Annotated in this window: 13 protein-coding genes; 5 read left to right on the forward strand and 8 right to left on the reverse strand. The window is 62.0% G+C overall.

Annotation, left to right across the window (positions count from 1 at the left end; genetic code table 11):
* Window positions 1–6: 6 nt before the first annotated feature.
* On the reverse strand, window positions 7–966 hold the full coding sequence (locus DA792_RS21735) for a hypothetical protein (protein ID WP_159075363.1): 960 nt from the start codon (window positions 964–966) through the stop codon (window positions 7–9).
* 348 nt (window positions 967–1,314) lie between these two features.
* Here DA792_RS21735 and DA792_RS21740 point away from each other — a divergent pair, with 348 nt between their 5' ends.
* Window positions 1,315–1,911 (forward strand): DUF6088 family protein, encoded by a 597-nt coding sequence (locus tag DA792_RS21740; RefSeq protein WP_107722884.1) that lies wholly within the window; start codon window positions 1,315–1,317, stop codon window positions 1,909–1,911.
* 178 nt (window positions 1,912–2,089) lie between these two features.
* Here DA792_RS21740 and DA792_RS21745 read toward each other — a convergent pair whose 3' ends face one another.
* The 7 genes from DA792_RS21745 to DA792_RS21775 all read right to left on the reverse strand — a co-directional run bounded on the left by DA792_RS21745 (window position 2,090) and on the right by DA792_RS21775 (window position 10,879).
* Entirely contained in the window at window positions 2,090–3,007 is a 918-nt protein-coding gene (locus tag DA792_RS21745) for a nucleotidyl transferase AbiEii/AbiGii toxin family protein (protein ID WP_107722885.1), read from the reverse strand.
* Window positions 2,997–3,827, reverse strand: a complete 831-nt coding sequence (locus DA792_RS21750) for a type IV toxin-antitoxin system AbiEi family antitoxin domain-containing protein (protein ID WP_107722886.1) — start codon at window positions 3,825–3,827, stop codon at window positions 2,997–2,999. Before DA792_RS21750 ends, DA792_RS21745 begins: the two co-directional genes overlap by 11 nt.
* Before the next feature lie 246 nt (window positions 3,828–4,073).
* Window positions 4,074–4,721 carry a plasmid pRiA4b ORF-3 family protein gene (locus DA792_RS21755; protein ID WP_107722887.1) on the reverse strand — a complete coding sequence of 216 codons (648 nt, stop codon included), beginning with the start codon at window positions 4,719–4,721 and terminating at the stop codon, window positions 4,074–4,076.
* A gap of 127 nt (window positions 4,722–4,848) precedes the next feature.
* Window positions 4,849–8,199: an error-prone DNA polymerase gene (locus tag DA792_RS21760; protein ID WP_107722888.1), complete on the reverse strand. Its 3,351-nt coding sequence runs from the start codon at window positions 8,197–8,199 to the stop codon at window positions 4,849–4,851.
* On the reverse strand, window positions 8,196–9,695 hold the full coding sequence (locus DA792_RS21765) for a Y-family DNA polymerase (protein ID WP_107722889.1): 1,500 nt from the start codon (window positions 9,693–9,695) through the stop codon (window positions 8,196–8,198). Before DA792_RS21765 ends, DA792_RS21760 begins: the two co-directional genes overlap by 4 nt.
* On the reverse strand, window positions 9,622–10,209 hold the full coding sequence (locus tag DA792_RS21770) for an ImuA family protein (protein ID WP_107722890.1): 588 nt from the start codon (window positions 10,207–10,209) through the stop codon (window positions 9,622–9,624). Before DA792_RS21770 ends, DA792_RS21765 begins: the two co-directional genes overlap by 74 nt.
* The gene (locus DA792_RS21775; protein WP_107722891.1) at window positions 10,199–10,879 is read right to left on the reverse strand and encodes an SOS response-associated peptidase; all 681 of its coding nucleotides are present in this window, start codon (window positions 10,877–10,879) and stop codon (window positions 10,199–10,201) included. Before DA792_RS21775 ends, DA792_RS21770 begins: the two co-directional genes overlap by 11 nt.
* Before the next feature lie 1,044 nt (window positions 10,880–11,923).
* On the opposite strand from DA792_RS21775, the gene DA792_RS21785 reads away from it, so the two are divergent.
* The 4 genes from DA792_RS21785 to DA792_RS21795 all read left to right on the forward strand — a co-directional run bounded on the left by DA792_RS21785 (window position 11,924) and on the right by DA792_RS21795 (window position 16,231).
* Window positions 11,924–12,262: a DUF736 domain-containing protein gene (locus tag DA792_RS21785; RefSeq protein ID WP_107722892.1), complete on the forward strand. Its 339-nt coding sequence runs from the start codon at window positions 11,924–11,926 to the stop codon at window positions 12,260–12,262.
* Window positions 12,263–12,897: 635 nt separating this feature from the next.
* Complete coding sequence (locus DA792_RS22510) at window positions 12,898–13,074, forward strand: hypothetical protein (protein WP_199908217.1); 177 nt, start codon at window positions 12,898–12,900, stop codon at window positions 13,072–13,074.
* A 525-nt stretch (window positions 13,075–13,599) separates the two neighbouring features.
* On the forward strand, window positions 13,600–14,322 hold the full coding sequence (locus DA792_RS21790; RefSeq protein ID WP_107722893.1) for a helix-turn-helix domain-containing protein: 723 nt from the start codon (window positions 13,600–13,602) through the stop codon (window positions 14,320–14,322).
* Window positions 14,315–16,231 (forward strand): relaxase/mobilization nuclease domain-containing protein, encoded by a 1,917-nt coding sequence (locus DA792_RS21795; RefSeq protein ID WP_107722894.1) that lies wholly within the window; start codon window positions 14,315–14,317, stop codon window positions 16,229–16,231. The genes DA792_RS21790 and DA792_RS21795 overlap by 8 nt, the downstream gene beginning before the upstream one ends.
* The last annotated feature ends 12 nt before the right edge of the window (window positions 16,232–16,243 follow it).

The following is a 16,243-nucleotide window of genomic DNA, read 5'->3' on the forward strand; positions in this document are numbered from 1 at the left end:
TTTGACTTACTTGAAGGTGCCACGGCCTTTGGCCCAGCTTTCTCCCACCACAAGCTTGATGCCATCAGGAAAGTACCCTTTCTCAATCAACTCTTGGCGGCTCCTGTCAGCTAGCTCTTTGGCTTTGGACCACTGCCCTTGCACAAGTAGCTCATAGATGTGTGGAGCAATCTCTACAGAAATGCCGATTTCGTCGGTGCCGTTGGGCTCGTCCAATCCTTCGCTTTGGCTAAACGACAACGCTGGAAGGTAATAGTGTTTCCAAGCATCTTCCGGGAGCCTCACCTCAAATGGCTCCTCTTTGATCGGCGCAGGGTCACGCCAATAAAACTCTAAAGTTTCGCTCCGGAAGAAAGAAATTGCACCAATGTGCAGGCGGCAATCTTGGCCGTCAACGCGAACCAACCTTTGCGCCTGCTGCTTGGCCTTTTGCTTTGCATCATCATTTGGGGAGCTTGACCGTCCTTTGCTCTCAAAGGCGTGCCAGTCCCCTGCATCATTCTGACCGACAAGGTCAGGTCGAGATTTCCCCGTGCGCAATTCTGGGTTTAGTTGGTCTTTGAATACATCAAGGTGAAGCAGCCAATGAGTGTTCAGCAACTTGTGCGCAAAGAGCTTACAGAAGGCCATGCCCAGTGCGTAGCTCACTGCACCCTTCTCGGTTGGATCGAGCTGGCGAAAGGCGTTGGTTCGATAAAGATGTTGACTAAAGGTTTCTTGGGTTAGTGCCATGCGCATCTGAGAGATACGGTAGAGTGCTTCGAACAGAGAGGCCAATCTATGCTGAAAGATAAAGCTTATGCTCGGGCGCCCAACGGTTAAGGCGGCCCATAGTATTTCACGCCAGGTTGTTGAAAGAACCTGAAAGCCATTGGCAGGACCGATACTTGTGGGAAATCCTTCGCTCTCAAAATCAATCAATAAAGAACTAGAAAAAACGCGGGTTCTGTTGATTATCGGGCTCACTTCGTCACCTCAAACGTTATTCAGCGGCACTATTCCAAGGATGTTATCCGTGTGCCAGAACAATCTTGATGGCCAGCGTTGAGCGTCCACTTTCAGGGGCCGCACTGCAGCCAAAGCCTCCTTCGTCAAAGTCCGCTAAGGGCCGTTTACGTTGCTTGGCTCTTGTGAGCCTGACCGCGTGAACCCAATTGGTCATGATTTCCTATCGTCACGAATCCTTCCTTTGCCTGAACACTTTTGGGACGGCGGCTTCATTGTGCGATCTGTTCCAGGCCCAGCGTGAGCCGCGGAAGCTTAGGCTTGAAGCGGTCAGAAACTAAGCTACATATCTGACACTTGGAGGCGATCATGCAAACCACATCCCAAGCGATCAAGGCCTATGCTGAAGCATTGCCGAAGGGTGCGACCCTGTCGGCGCGGGAGTTGTTGCACCTCGGAGAGCGTGCGGCGGTCGATCAGGCGCTGTCGCGGCTGGTGCGGCGAGGGGAGCTTATGCGTGTGAGGCGAGGATTGTTCGCGTCGCCTGTGAAGACCCGCTTCGGGAACCGGGCGCCCTCGGTTCAGGCCGTGGTTGAGCACATTGCGAAATCAACCGGTGAGCGCGTGTCGCAAAGCGGAGCGTCGGCAGCGAACCTGCTCGGCATTTCGGCGCAGAATCCTTCCCGTCAAGTGTATTGGACCTCCGGGCCGAGCCGTCATTTGAAACTCGGAGTGCAAAGCGTCGAGCTTAAACATGTGCCGAGCTGGCAGCTTCGAGCACCCATCAGTCGTGCCGGGTACGCCTTTCGGGCGCTCGCCTATTTCGGCAAATCCGAAGCTGCTCAGGCATTGAGGCGTATCAAGGCGACGCTGAACGAAGAGGAGCAGCGCGAGCTTCTGAGCCTTCGCGCCTGTGCGCCAACCTGGTTGGCCAAGGAACTTAGCGCGCTCGCGTCATCGCAATGACAGAAAGCCAAACTTACTTTTCCCTGTCGCGCGAAGACAAGATTGACGCGCTGGAAGTGGCTGTCTCGAAGCTGGGGCGGCCCGCAGACCTCTTGGAAAGCCGAGCACATCAACAACCGTGACCAAGCATTCTTCATGATCGGGATCGTTCTCAAAATCAGTCATCTCTGATCCATCTTCAGCCGAGGAGCTTCTCTAACTCTTTGCCTTGGGCGGCATGCTTCTTGGGGTTTTCTGCTTTCAGCTTGTTCACGTTGATCAGCTTCCATCTGACCGCCGGAAGCTCGGCCGCTTGAGGGCGATCGATCGCGTCGAAGTCGGGATCGCCTTCATGCAGGGTTCTCAGAAACCTCTTCGCGTCTTCATCCATTCGGGATTGTATGTCGCCTATCAGGCGGTCGCGCGTTGCGATCAATTCCGTAAGGTCGACCGCCTCCTTCGTCATGCCCTCGAATTCTCGCGCATAGGGTTGATCGATATTGATCAGGTTGGGATTCAGCAATTCATGCGGCGGGCGCGGTGAACTCGCCACATAGATCAGGAAGGTGCGGAACAACTCGTCGGTAAACCCTTCGTTCTCGTAGAGGAGCTTGACGTCATAGAGATCCCGCGGGTGCTGGCGATCGACGGCCGCATGTAGCTTACCGCCGAACAAATCCTCGAAGGAGACGATGTTCATCATCGCGTATCCGAACTCTTCCTCGACGGCTTCCGAGACTTCGCGTTGTTCCGGATCATGCACGACGCCGCGGGTGACAGGGGAGGTTTCGATCTTGATTTCGGCTGCACCGAGGCGTGCGAGCGCGCGTGTGGCGCCGCCGCCACCGCCCGCAATACGCTGCGCGTTGGCACCGGTGATGCCGTCTTCGATGGCGGCGGCAATCCGGTCCATCGCGTCGTTGATTTCGGCGAGGCTTTCGGCGCGGTCTTTGACAGGCAGATAGGTCAGATCGATATCGACCGAGAGGCGCGGAAGGTCGCGATAGAAGAGGTTGATGGCCGTCCCGCCCTTCAGCGCAAATATCTCTTCCTTTGCGACATACGGCAGTATGCGCACGAGCAGGGCCACTTGGGCGGCATAGTCTTCACGCGCCATGACCACGTTCCTTTCTTACAAACTCTTCGGGCACCATGATCCTGTAGCGCGGATGTATCTTGCCGCCTTTAACCAATGCGCGGTCGCCGCTGCCGAGGTCGAACTCTTCCGGATCGAGTCGCTTGCGCCAGGCATGGTCGTGGCGGTCGGCGAACACGAAGAACAGGCGTTTGACCTTGATCTTCTTGCAACTGCTGAGCAGCGCCGCGAGGGTTCTCGGGCGCAACGTCGTCAGGCTTTCGAACGCCATGTCGAGGTTGTGAAAGCTCTCTTGATCCGGCAACTCGTCCAGCGCCTCAAAGATCGCGCGTTCCGGCGAGGACATCACCAGTTTCCAGTCCCATGGCAGGGACGATGCTGTCTCGTTGAGATTATTTAGTGTGTCAGCGACACCCAACTCCGGATCGGAGAACAGCGATACGCTGCGTGGGCGGAGTTCGGCGTTGAGCGGCAGTTTTTCGAGCCAGTTGGGAATTTTTGAGCCGTAGAGCCAGACCGTGCTCTTGTCTCCGAGGGAGAGATAGTGCGCATAGCCTTGCAGGCTCAATGCCGTCACCCCGCCGATATGGACAGGGTAGTGCATGATGTGCTGGAGCGAGAGCAGGCAGGTCTTCCAGTCGAGTGTGTTCGTGGTGGCGCTGCTTGGTGAGGGGCGGCGGAAGATGCCGCGGCCAAGGCGTTCTAGCCAGCCGCGTTGGACATAGGCGTAGGACGAACGCCGGCCTATCCCGTGGTGCTCAAGCCAGACGGAGTCCACGAGGAACCCCGTGGGGACAGCCTCAAGAAGGTTCTTTAGTTTTTCGTGTTCTTGTCCGCTCATAAGCGACACAATGATATATTTTTAAAGAGACCACCACTTGTTTCTGTGAAAACCTGTGAGATAGTCCGTAAAGGATGGACAAATTGTGACACTCTCGAAGGGGTTGGCTGTTGTCGGCTCTGAAGCTCACCAGCGAAGCAGGGCGGGGATGCCCTCGAAGGGCTGAGAAGACACTCTGTCATTCGGATCGAAAAGTTGAAGCTTTGTGCCCATGTCGAAGCAGCTGCGCCAAACCAGAGCCAGGTTTCACTTTCGATCGCGGCGCTCTTTTGCCCAAACAAACATCGCACCGACGGCTGCATTGGCTTGCTGCACGCTGAACACTTCCGGTTCGAACGCGCCAGCCCATTGCTTTGTATCACGATGTTCCGGGTGGTGTTTGTCGGTCAGCGCGTCGAGAAATTCTTCGTAAGAGTAGGGCCCGCCACTGTCCTCTGGCGGACACGCGCGCTCTCCGGCAACACAGGCGGGAAAGTCCTGATCTGGTCTTCCGGTTAATTTGCCAACCTTCTCGACAGTGACGAGATGTCGCCAACTATCGCCGAAATCGTAAGTATATGTGAACTGACTGCCTTTCTTGACCAGCTCTCCAAGAGTAAACCTCTTCTCGTCCTTCCGGCCATCGTTTGGATCCCAGCTATCGTCACTCTCGTCGCGGGCCTCGAACCTGTCCTCGCCAATCTCGAACTCATGCAAATGATAGTCTTGCCACGGCATAGCGCCCTGAAGAACGGAATGCAGGATGTCCAAGCTGATATCATTCGGCACGAAGATCCGGCGCCAGATGGGTGGTTTGATGCCAATAAGTTCGATTTTCAGTTCAATCAAAATGTGTTCCGCCTGTTTCGATGGCCTTGTCGTTGAAGCAACCTTTGATTTTTTGGACTGAAGCATTCAAGGGGAAACTTGATTGTCGTTGCCTTGAGGTCATCTGCTGCGGCACCCGTCCTGCCAATTGAGTCTGCATTTCCAGTGGTCACGATATTGGCCCCGCTTATTGCGACCGATATGAGGGCACGCCTTAGTGAAAATCCCGGCTTGGAAACAACTTCTTTCCCTGTTCACGCGGATGCCGGGCCGTTGAACCGCGGCCGCCGAACGTGGCGTGGCCTACTGAACCGGGCTGGCGACCTCCTGCGTCGGTGGCCGGTCGCCCAAGGCTCGAAAGCATCGGCGAGATGTCCTCGATCCGCTCGGCGATCACATGAACGACCTGTCCCTCGCGTTCGATCCGGCCAGTGACGCGCAGAAGCCGCCCGGCGATCACCGCCTTGCGAAAGGTCTCGTATACCCGGCTCCAGACCACAACGTTGGACACGCCAGTTTCGTCCTCCAGCGTCAGGAAGATCACGCCCGAGGCCGTGCCAGGCCGTTGCCGCGTGATCACGAGACCCGTCACCGTGATGCGCCCGGTGGTTCGATCCAGACGTTCATGCGGCAGACTGTCCGGCAAGCGCGGCCGCAGCAACTCCATCGGATGGGCGCGCAGAGAAAGCCGCAGTGCCAGGTAGTCCTCGATCACCTCCTGCCCGAGCGTCATCGCCGGCAGCGTAACCTGCGGTTCCGCTTCGCCCTCACCGTCGGCCCCGAAAAGGGGCAGGGGCTTTGGCCCTCGCAACGCCCGGGCGGCCCAGAGCGCATCGCGCCGATTGAGACCGAGCGAGGCGAAGGCATCCCCTTCCGCCAACCGTTCCAGCGCGACCGGCCTGACACCAGCCCGGCGCCACAGGCTTTCGACGTCCACGTAGCCGTTGCCGCGGGCGGCCTCGATCCAGACTGCATCCTCCTCCCGCATGCCTTTGATCTGCCGAAACCCGAGCCGCAACGCCAGCGTTCCGTCGCCGCGTGGCTCGAGGGTGCAGTCCCAGGCCGAATGATTGACCGAGACGGCCCGGATCTCGACGCCATGCTCACGCGCGTCGCGGACGAGTTGCGCGGGGGCGTAGAAGCCCATCGGCTGGCTGTTCAGCAGGGCACAGGTGAAAACCGCCGGATGGTGGCGCTTCAGCCAAGCCGAGATATAGACCAGCCGCGCAAAGCTCGCCGCATGGCTTTCCGGAAAGCCATAACTGCCGAAGCCTTCGATCTGGGCGAAACATCGCTGCGCAAACCCCGCCTCATAGCCGCGGGCCAACATGCCCGAGATGAACCGCTCGCGGAATGCGCCAATGGTGCCCATCCGCTTGAAGGTTGCGAGTGAGCGGCGCAGCCGGTCCGCCTCGCCCGCCGAGAAGCCGGCCGCGACCACCGCGATCTGCATGGCCTGTTCTTGGAAGAGGGGGACGCCATAGGTGCGCCCCAGCACCTCCATCATGGCGGGGCCGAGGTCTTCGACCTTTTCCTTGCCCTGACGGCGGTTGATGAAGGGATGAACCATGCCGCCCTGGATCGGGCCGGGGCGGATGATGGCGACCTCGCAGACCAGATCGTAGAATTTTCGCGGCTGCATGCGCGGCAGGAAGTTGAGCTGCGCCCGACTTTCGACCTGAAAGACCCCGACCGCATCGGCTTTGCAGAGCATATCGTAAACCACAGGATCCTCGGATGGCACATTGGCGAGGCTCAGCTTCAGGTGACGGTGATCCTCCAGCAGCCCGAAGGCCTTACGGATGCAGGTCAGCATGCCGAGCGCCAGCACATCGACCTTCATGAGCCCGAGCGCGTCGATATCGTCCTTGTCCCACTCGATAATGGTGCGATCCTCCATCGCGGCATTCTCGATTGGGCAGAGCTCGTCGAGCCGGCCATGGGTGATCACGAAGCCGCCGACATGCTGGCTCAGATGCCGGGGAAATCCAATGATCTCGCCGATCAGCTTTGCTGCCAGCGCCACGCGCCCGTCGGCCGGATCGATCCCGGCGTCGCGCATTCGATCGTCGCCCGGGGCGCTGGACGACCAGCCCCAGATCTGGCCCGAGAGCCGCGCGATTATGTCTTGGCTCAGCCCCATGACCTTGCCGACCTCGCGGATCGCGGCACGTGAGCGGAAATGGATCACGGTCGCGGTTAGCCCGGCGCGATGGCGTCCGTATTGCTCGTAGATCCATTGGATCACTTCTTCGCGCCGCTCGTGCTCGAAATCCACGTCGATATCCGGCGGCTCGCCGCGCTCTTTTGAGATGAAGCGTTCAAAGATCAGGGTGATGCTCTCGGGGGGCACTTCGGTCACGCCGAGCAGGTAGCAGACGACCGAATTGGCGGCCGACCCGCGGCCTTGGCACAGAATGCCCTGCGCGCGCGCGAACACCACAATGTCATGGACCGTCAGAAAATACGGCGCATACGCCATCTCGCCGATGAGCTTCAGTTCCTTGTCGACCCGCGTCACAATGCGGGCGGGCGGCCCCTCTGGATAGCGCCAATGCAGCCCCTCCCGCGACAGCCGTTCGAGCCGCGCCTGCGCGGGCTCGCCGTCCCGCGCCTCGTCGGGATATTGATACCGCAGATCGTCCAGCCGGAAGGCGCAGCGGTCGGCGATCTCCAGCGTGCGCCGGATCGCTGCCGGATAGCGATGGAACATCCGCGCCATCTCGTCCGGGGATTTGAGCCGGTGTTCGCCATTGGTCAGCCGACGCTCCCCGATCGTGTCGACGGTGCAGCCGATCCGTAGGCAGGTCAGGACATCGGCTAGCGGACGCCGAGACGAGCGATGCATCATCACCTCGCCAAGGGCCACCAGCGGCAGGCCGGTGTCCTGGGCGATCCGCGCCAGCTGGTCGAGGCGGCTTGGGTCGCGGCCGTCATAGCGCGGGGCCGCGCCAAGAAAGCACTGGCCGGGGAAGGTGCGCAGCATATGCCGCAGATCACTGGCACACGCTCGGACCGGGTGCTCCATCGGGTCGGGTGGTAGCGCGATTAGCACCATGCCCTGACCCCACTCCGACAAATCCTTGCGCGTCAGATGACATTCGCCTTTCGTGGCTCGCCGCTTGCCGAGGGACAGAAGCCGGGTCAGCCGCGACCACGCCGCAATGTCCGTGGGCAGGGCGAGCCAGTCGACCTCGCTGTCGGTCAGCACGATCCGGGCGCCCGGGATCAGCTTCGGCAACACCATGTCCGGCCGAATTCGGGGGGCATCGCCTGCCGGCATGTGCTGCATCGTCTGGCGGCTGGAATGATCGGTCACCTGCCGGGATCGGATCACCGGACCGGCCTCGGCCCCCTCGCTCGCGGCGCGGGCCTCCTCGCGCAGGCGGGCCAGTTCCTTCAGGGCCGAGAAGGCCCGCACCACGCCCGCGACCGAGTTGCGGTCGGTGATGGCGATGGCCCTCAGGCCCAACTCGGCGGCACGCGTAACCAGTTCCTCGGGGTGCGAGGCCCCGGTCAGAAAGGTGAAATTGCTCGTCACGCAGAGCTCCGCATAGCCGGTCATGCGAACTCTCCCTGCGCGAACCAGCTCTGCGCGGGCCAGGTCGGGGCCTGTGGCGTGTGGTAGAGCCAAAGCCGTGGGCCCTCCTGGGTCTCTACCCGCCAGTAGTCGCGCAGGCCCGAGCGCCAGGCCGGATCGTCGAACCACCATTCCGGCGCGATCCGTTCCGGTCCGTCCGCACGGAGCGTGGTGAAAGACATGCGCCGCCAGGCGAACCGGGCGGGGGGATGGCCGGGCTGTCCAAGCCCTTTCGTCGTGACCAGCTCAGGCGGAAAGATGATGATCGGTCGATCTGGTCCACGATGTGGCGGCGGAGATTCAGCTGCGCTGTAGGCGGCCGGTGCTACTAAAAAGCTCCGCTCGGGGATTTTGCTGGCGGCAGGCAGGAGCCGCAGGACCCTGTCGAAGCCCAGCCGGTTGCCGAGCCGCGAGAAGAGATCGGCCAGCGCGTCCTCGCGGTCTATCGTTCGGGGTCCGCCGATCTGCTCAGGTGGCAGGTCTTCGGTCACATGGGCAACGAGGCGCAGCGCTTCGATCCCGAACCCAGCTTCGACCTGCGACACGCCTTTTGCAAAGAGCGCCGCAATCCGCTCGGGATCACGCATCGGCCGGGCCAGCCCGATCTCGACTTGCGCGGTTTCCCGGTCGACCCGGTGCAGTTCAAGCCGCAGCCGCCGTGCGCCGCGATGGTGTTGGGCAAGTGTGCTGCAGAGTCGGCCTAGCAAGCGCGCGAGGCCCGACATGACATCGGCCTCGAGGCCGATAGGTTCCGGCATGGTCAGCCGCACCCCGAAATACGGCGCGTCCGCCTCGGGAGAGACCGGCTCCGGTTGAAGGCCGAGCGCCTGGTCGAGACGCAGCACCAGAGCCGGACCGAACCGTCGCGCGAGGGGCGCACGCGGCAGATCGGTGAGATCGCCGATCCTGTTCAGCCCCATCCGGGCGAGACCTTCCGCCACATCGCTCCCGATCCTCAGCGCTGAGACGGGTAGGCTCGCGATACCCTCCTTCGCCCCGCCCTCGGGCAGGATGCCGCCGCCATGACGGGCCAGCGCCTGGGCTGCGCCACGGGTTTCGGCGATGGCGCTCGAGAGGGTCAGGCCGACCCGTTCCAGCCGCGCATGAAGGTCGGCCCGCATTTCAGTCTCGCCGCCGAAGAGATGCGGCACACCGGAGATATCGGCGATAAGCCCGTCTGGGCCGTCGCGCGCCACCATCGGCGAATAACGCCCCGCCCAGCGTCTGAGGCCTGCCAGTGCGGCCGCCTCTCGCGCCAGATCGGCGGGCCGCGTGATCAGCTCGGGACAGATGGCGCGCGCATCGGCCGCCGCCATGCCGAGGCGCAATCCCCGCGTCTCGGCGGCTTGGTTCAGACAATGCACATGATCGGCATTCCCTGACCTATGGATCAGGGCGAACGGTCCCTCAACGGGACGTCTCCGCTGGCTCGTGTCGCTTGCAAGCCGCGGAAACCGGATCGACAGCAGCCGTCTTACCATTCCAGTGCACAGTCCAAGCTCTTAATGTTTCCCTTTTGTTCTTAATAAGAGCCCATTGATGCAGAGTCGAGTCCCGCCGTTCCGCCGCAATCGGGGTACAATGCCAGCGCGTCTCTGCAGCATTGCTGCCCTGGCCTTCACGGATCAGCATGAGCCCGGTGGTTCGCCCAGCTTCCGCGGCCAGTTGCAGGCGTCGCCCGGCGATCAGGGAGAGGGGCTTTTCCGGCTCCGCGATTACCAGTCCGACCCCTTCGGATCGTAGCGCTTCCTCCGCGGACCAGAGCAGATCGGTCTCGTTTGCAGGGCGAATGAGATGCAGCCGCTCCCCGACGCCTTCGGGCAGACCCCGGAGCATTGGCTGGTGCGGGGCATGACCGGGAATGATCCAGATCAGGGCCTCGGTGTGTCGGGCGGCTTGCAACAAAGCGAAGCTGCGCCGTCCCGGACCTTCCGCCTCATGGACCCGGTGCCGGACCAGGGCAAAGAGCTCGCTCGGAGCGGACTCAAACCGCATCCTCGCGCACCCCCTCGGCAACGATCTTCAGCATCCCGTCCGGCAGGGGCCGCTGCAGCTTCAGGGCGTCCTCGGCCGGTGCGGTCAACCAACGTCGCCATTCCTCGGGCTGCGTGAGGACGACGGGCATGGCTTTGGGGTGGATCGGCGCAACTTCGGCGTTGGGCGGGCAGGTCAGGAAGCCGAAGATCTCCGCTGTCACCTCGCCTTCCTTCAGCTTGCGCACCGAGGTCCATTCCGTCCGCAGCCCAGCGAAAAAGGCGAGCGGCCGATCCTCGTCCAAAGCGAACCAGACCGACGAATTGCGCGGCGCACCCCGGCGCCCGTCAATCTCCGAAAAGCTCGTGAAGGGCACGAGGCAGCGATGTTCGACACCGAGCCAGCGCCGCCAGTGGGGAGAGCCGACGTTGCGGATATTGGTGACACCCTTGTCGGTACGTTTGCCTTCGAGGAACTTCGCAGGGGTCGGCATGCCCCAACGGGCCATTGTCAGCGCCCAGGCAGCGCCCTCACCATGCCGGATGATCGGTGCTGGATAGTCAGGCCAGATGTCGGTCAAAGGAGGGAGGTTCCCAGTAGCGTCAACCAGATCCTCGTCCTGCTCAAGCATGTTGTCGAACAGGTGACGCACCGCGTCCTGGCTCTTTGTCTGGGAGTAGAGGTTGCACATCTGAGGTACACTCGGGAATCGGAATACGGTTTCGAATGAGAACAATAACAGAACATGCGGCTGCTGGAAAGTGTGGCGGATTTAGCCAGCGCCAACTTCACGAGGAAGGGTGACACAAAAAGAGGCTTACGCAATGCACCTTTCTGAGATCTGTTCTAGGCGCAGTCAATATCAAGGTAAGATCTTGGCCCCTCCTGCCTTTTGATCAGGACCGCGCCCTACTCGGTCGGCTGCACGCAGCCGCCCTCCCCGAGCTGAAACGTCGCCTCTCCCTGCGACGTGCTGCTGGCCGGGCACTCTCCTCCGGAGCCAGCCCGACCAGCCGTCGCATGGTCGTGGCAACGCTTCATCGCGGCCGTTCCGGTAACGGTCGCTGGGGCGGGGGGTGTCTTAAATGGCCTCGTCCCGCGCGTCCCAGCCCGTGATAGTCCTCGCTTTGCCCGATACGCTGTTCTGCGCTGTCATTGCCGGCTACAAACGATGTTCGACGACCACCGGATTGCATTGGTCGTAGCTGGCAGAGGGCCGGGAGTCAGCGCGATGCAGGAAACAGCTAGCTATCGCAACCGCTTGTCTGTTCCGTTCGACGCCCGGATGAACCGCGCCAAATGCAGATGCCTCGACGGTCTTCTTGGGGATGGCCTGTCAGATGACACACATCGCGTTGGCACGGATGCTAGCCGTCGCGACACGTTGGGCAGGGCTCGGCAAAGCTCTAACTCGTCCGGGTACGGCTCGGGGCGAGAGGGCAGAAATGACGCCGCCCCTGGCATCTCTCTCAGCGGTTCCTCCACTTTCGTTCATGGCCCCCGCACTTCTCCCGATGTCTGAGTTGCATGACATGTTGGTCGCAGCTGTCGTCCCGTCCACAAAGGTTGTCGCCGATCTTTTTCCCCTGACCCACCAAAGAACAGGGGTGGGCCATTCCTCGCGAGGCAAAAAGACCGGTGCCTGCCCCTCTCCGCTGCGCTTCGCCTCCGGTGTGGCCGGGCCTTGGCCAGCTGCAAGGTGACCATCATTGCAACGCAAACAAGGAGAAGAGCAATGACCACGAACTGCATCAAATTCACCAGCGCCGACATTGAAACCGCCAAGGGCACAGGCTCCATCTCGACCCTGACCTTTGACCTCGACATCACGGTCGAACCCGTCGCGAGCACGAACCCGATGGCCCCCACGCATCGCGTCCTCGGCCGCTCCCCGCGCGGCAAGCTGGTCGAGTGCGGCGGCATCTGGAAGAAGCAGAACAAGGAGACCGGCGCAGACTACTACACGCTGACCATCCGCGACCACGGCTTCAACGCCAACCTCGGCAAGGCAGCGAACCAGGACGACTTGTCCCTGCAGGCCATCATCCCCTGGGGTCCCAAAGACGCCGCCTAAGCCAGGAGCCAGACCGCTTCGGCGGTCTGGCCATTTCTCGTTCTTGGGTGCGCCCGATGGGCGGGCCAAAAAGCCGATGTCCGAAGAACGCGGCATATTTCGGAAGCGGACGCAGAGGCGGGTCGTCAGACCGGATAGGTCGCGGATGCGACTCCGATCATTCAGTTCAGTGACAGCGTGGATCACGCGCGGCGGAGGCTGAACCGAAAGTCAGTAGGGAAAACTGGGAGCCCACTTAGCGAGCCAAGCGCACCCCTTCCGTCGGTCGAGCAACCCGCGCCAGGGGTGTCTTTGCGAGGCTCCCAGGGGCGGCGACCTCGCCCTTTGCCGCAGGCAACGATATCGCAAAATCATCGTCATGCATCCCGGGGCAACGTCTCACACCGGGGTCACCACCGCGCGCCTTTCCGTCGACCTGTTGGCCTTTCAGATCGCTAGCCCGGGGTCGAGCGGTCGGCAACGCCGGGGCAGGTTTCTGGACGGCTGCGCCTTGAGCGCTGCGGGGCATCGCTCACAACAAACCTGCCACCGGCGTGCTCCATTTCATTCCGCCCCGTGCCGGGTGCAGCCCGCTCTCATTCCCCCGGTCTTTTCCACGATCCGTTTGGGCGACGATCGTTGGGCCGGATCACACCATGACACTCGAACAATCCATCGACCTCGCCGAACTGCAAGCCGACATGGCCTTCGAGGCCTACCTTGCCGCCTTCGATGAAGACGCCCATCCCGAGACGCTCGACAGCCTCGAGACCGAGGCGCTGATCGCCCGCGGCCGCTACGACGGCCTGCGCTCTCAGGGACTGGGTCAGTGACCCAGACACCCCTGCGGGTCTTCGGATCCGCAGGGGTCAGACGCGGTTTCGTTCAAGCTTCATGAAGCCCTAAGTGGGCGTGATCCGCACCATCTCGCGCGGGCCATTTTCGTGTTCCTGACGCCCGATCCGTGATCGGCTCGGGCGCTCGGTTTGCCTGTCGTCGCGTGCGTCTTGAACACAAGTTTTGGCAGCTTTTTCGACCTGGTTGTCCTGCATCGATGCGGGCTGCACCGTTCCATGTCACGCTGCGCGGCGGCTTTGAACGCGCCCTATTTCAAGCAAAAAGACACAACATGCAAAACGTAATATTGCACAATGTGATGTATTGACGTATAAGCGAAGGAGAGAAGTAAGACGTTGGCAGGATATGGCCAATGTTTGCACATTTTGTCCGAGGGGTCTGAAGATGGGCGTTTCCCGCAAAGCTGAATGCTCCGCCGCACGCGAACGCGATTGCGGGCAATCGCTGCCTCGCGTGCGTCTGCGCATGCATCTTTTCCCTGGAAGCGGGAGAACGTCCTAGTGCCGAGGCCAGCGAAAAACCTGAAGCTTGAACAGCGCATCGAAGTGGCGCGGCGCTATGCGGCGGGCGAGAGCGCGAAGGATTTGGCGGCGGTGTTTGGCATCTCTCCGCGCCATGTGAATCGGCTCGCGAAAGAAGAGGCGGGCGAGGGCATTGCGGTGCGCGATCCGAGTGAAACGGTGGCGTTCCGGGCCAGCCGATCCGAGCTGGACGCCTTCGATGCGGAGTGGCGCGATCGGGGCTATGCCAACCGCTCGCAGGCGCTCAATGCGGTGCTGCGCGGGCGGTGCGGGTTCCTCGATGTGCCGCGCGACCTGGTCGCGGAATTCTGCGACGTATGGCGTCAGGCGAAGGATGTGAGTGACGCTGGACTGGCGCTCGCCAAGGCGGTGCATCGCGGTCGGTTGGAGGTCTCGGAGGCGGATCGCGCAGTGCTGATCGAACTGCTTGATCTGGCGCGGCGGATGAGCCGAGAGATGGGCGAGATGAAGGATGCGGCGCAGGCGCTGCGTGCTCAGGAGTGGCCGGAAAAAGAAGAAGAGCAGGGGGCGGATGGCGTGGTTCTGGAGGATGACCCGCGCGTGATCGGGAGCGGTCTGAGGCTGGTGCTAGACAGTTCCGGTTCGACATCGGATCGGGGTTCGCTGCCTCTCGGCAAGCCTCGAACGCGAACGCCGATGCATGATCGTTCGCTCGCGAACCGGAACTCTCGAAATGGCTGATCCGCTCGCCCTCTACGCCTCGGTCATGGGTCGGCTCTGGGAGGATGAGCGCATCCGGGGCCAGGCCGCGGCGCGGATCGACGCGCGGCTGGCGGGCCGTCGGCAGGGCCGGAGTTTCGCGCGCGTCGGATCCCTGTCGGCGCGCAATGCGCTGAAGGCGGCGTCGGGCCAGAGCCGCGCGGCGGTGTTCAAACGGATCCGGGCAGGGGGCTGCAAGACGCGTGCCTCGCTCGGGGCGCAGATCTCCTACATCAACGACAAGGCCATCTACACCTACTCGACGATGACCAACGCTCTGACCGATGCGGCGGTGCTTTCTGAGGAGCAGAAAGAGGACATCATCGAGGACTGGGCCGGGACCTGGCGCGGCTCGACCAAGCTCGGTTTCACCTCGCACATGCTGCTCTCGTTCCCGACCGATGTGACCGTCGACCAGGTGCGCGACATCGCGATGGACTGGACGGAGCATTTCTTCGAGAGCGGCGAATATGGCGATCAGTGGGACTATGTCCTCGCGCTGCATGACGACCGGGCGCACAAGCACGTCCATATCATCCTGAACAATCGCGGCGTCGAAAACGGCACCTGGTTTTCGTGTTGGGCCGAGGGCGTGATGTCGCCGCAGCTCATGCGGGAGAAGCAGGCCGAGATCGCGGAGCGCTATGGCGTGATCCTCGACGCCACCACCCGGCTCGAGCGCGGCATCTTCGAGAGGCCAGCCGGGATCGAGGAGATCTACCGCGCCAAGGAAGAGGCCCGCCTGCCGCGTGAAATTGTCATGACGGCCCAGGAATCCGCCATCGCGCAGGCGCAGGTGGTGGGCTTCGCCAAGGACTACAAGAACCTCGCCGACCTGCTGGACCGGATGGACCAGCGCCACATGGCGCGCGCCGTACGCGGCATGGCGGAGGGGCTTGGCTCCGGCACGCCGTGGAACTTCACCGAAGGAGAGATAGACATGAAGGACATCAAGACCGTCGGTGATGCGATCGACTATTCCGAGCGCACGATCGAGGCGCTCAGGCTCAAGGCCGAGGAACTGGATCCGGCCGAACGGGCCGCTTTTGAAGCCAAGGCCGCGCCGATCATCGCGGACCTTTCGCAGATGGTGCCGGACCCGGACCTGCGCGCGCGCTTTGGCAAGCAGCTCGAAGAACCCTATCCGCCGGGGGCGGGCAGCGAGGTGCTGATCGCCGCGCTGCAGTCCGGCAATGATGAAGGGTTGCGTGACGTGCTCGAGCGCGCCGAGGAAGCAGGCATGGACAGCGAGGAGCTGGTGGCCCGGATCGCGGCGGGTGGCACGCGGAACTACGGTATGGCGCAGGACTGGGTCGAGCGCGACATGAACGCGGTGCTGGCGAAGGACGGTCTCAGCGTGGAGACCGCGAGTGACGACCAACTCGACGCTGCACTGGAAAAGGTCGACGGCGTGATGGACGCGCTGATGGAACGCGCCAAGGAACTGGGCGTCGAGATCGGTCGGACCCTCGCGGACGAGGAGGAGGAGATCCTGCCGCTTATTGATGCGGACGACCGGACGCCCAATCCCTACCTGCAGGACCTCGCCGACATGCTGCGCGATGGCAAGCTCACCGAGGCGCAGGAAGAGGTGGTCGAGCGGACCCTGCAATCCGAGCTCTTCAAGGAACTGGGCGAAGAAGGCTTGGCCGAACTTCGCCGCGGCAACTACGAGGTGCTGGATGCGGCCCTGCCGAGCAAGCTCGATCAAATCACCGTCACGCAGGAGTTCCTGGAGATGACCTTCGAGGAAACGGGTGATCAGGTCTTCACCGATCGCGCCGCCGGGTTGCAGCAGGACAAGGCGACAGAGGTGGCGCGGCTGCGCGGTCAGCAAGAGGCGCAGGAGCTGGGTCGCGACCGCGGTCTCGATGACGAGATGGAATTCTAAAGGGGAGATGAC

It is taken from the genome of Celeribacter baekdonensis (genome assembly GCF_003047105.1).
Lineage (GTDB): Bacteria > Pseudomonadota > Alphaproteobacteria > Rhodobacterales > Rhodobacteraceae > Celeribacter > Celeribacter baekdonensis_B.

Excerpts from the sequence above, each read along its gene's own strand:
- DA792_RS21740 (WP_107722884.1), top strand. The coding sequence starts at position 1,315 with ATGCAAACCACATCCCAAGCGATCAAGGCCTATGCTGAAGCATTGCCG.
- DA792_RS21745 (WP_107722885.1), bottom strand. The coding sequence starts at position 3,007 with ATGGCGCGTGAAGACTATGCCGCCCAAGTGGCCCTGCTCGTGCGCATA.
- DA792_RS21750 (WP_107722886.1), bottom strand. The coding sequence starts at position 3,827 with ATGAGCGGACAAGAACACGAAAAACTAAAGAACCTTCTTGAGGCTGTC.
- DA792_RS21755 (WP_107722887.1), bottom strand. The coding sequence starts at position 4,721 with ATGCTTCAGTCCAAAAAATCAAAGGTTGCTTCAACGACAAGGCCATCG.
- DA792_RS21760 (WP_107722888.1), bottom strand. The coding sequence starts at position 8,199 with ATGACCGGCTATGCGGAGCTCTGCGTGACGAGCAATTTCACCTTTCTG.
- DA792_RS21765 (WP_107722889.1), bottom strand. The coding sequence starts at position 9,695 with ATGGTAAGACGGCTGCTGTCGATCCGGTTTCCGCGGCTTGCAAGCGAC.
- DA792_RS21770 (WP_107722890.1), bottom strand. The coding sequence starts at position 10,209 with ATGCGGTTTGAGTCCGCTCCGAGCGAGCTCTTTGCCCTGGTCCGGCAC.
- DA792_RS21775 (WP_107722891.1), bottom strand. The coding sequence starts at position 10,879 with ATGTGCAACCTCTACTCCCAGACAAAGAGCCAGGACGCGGTGCGTCAC.
- DA792_RS21785 (WP_107722892.1), top strand. The coding sequence starts at position 11,924 with ATGACCACGAACTGCATCAAATTCACCAGCGCCGACATTGAAACCGCC.
- DA792_RS22510 (WP_199908217.1), top strand. The coding sequence starts at position 12,898 with ATGACACTCGAACAATCCATCGACCTCGCCGAACTGCAAGCCGACATG.
- DA792_RS21795 (WP_107722894.1), top strand. The coding sequence starts at position 14,315 with ATGGCTGATCCGCTCGCCCTCTACGCCTCGGTCATGGGTCGGCTCTGG.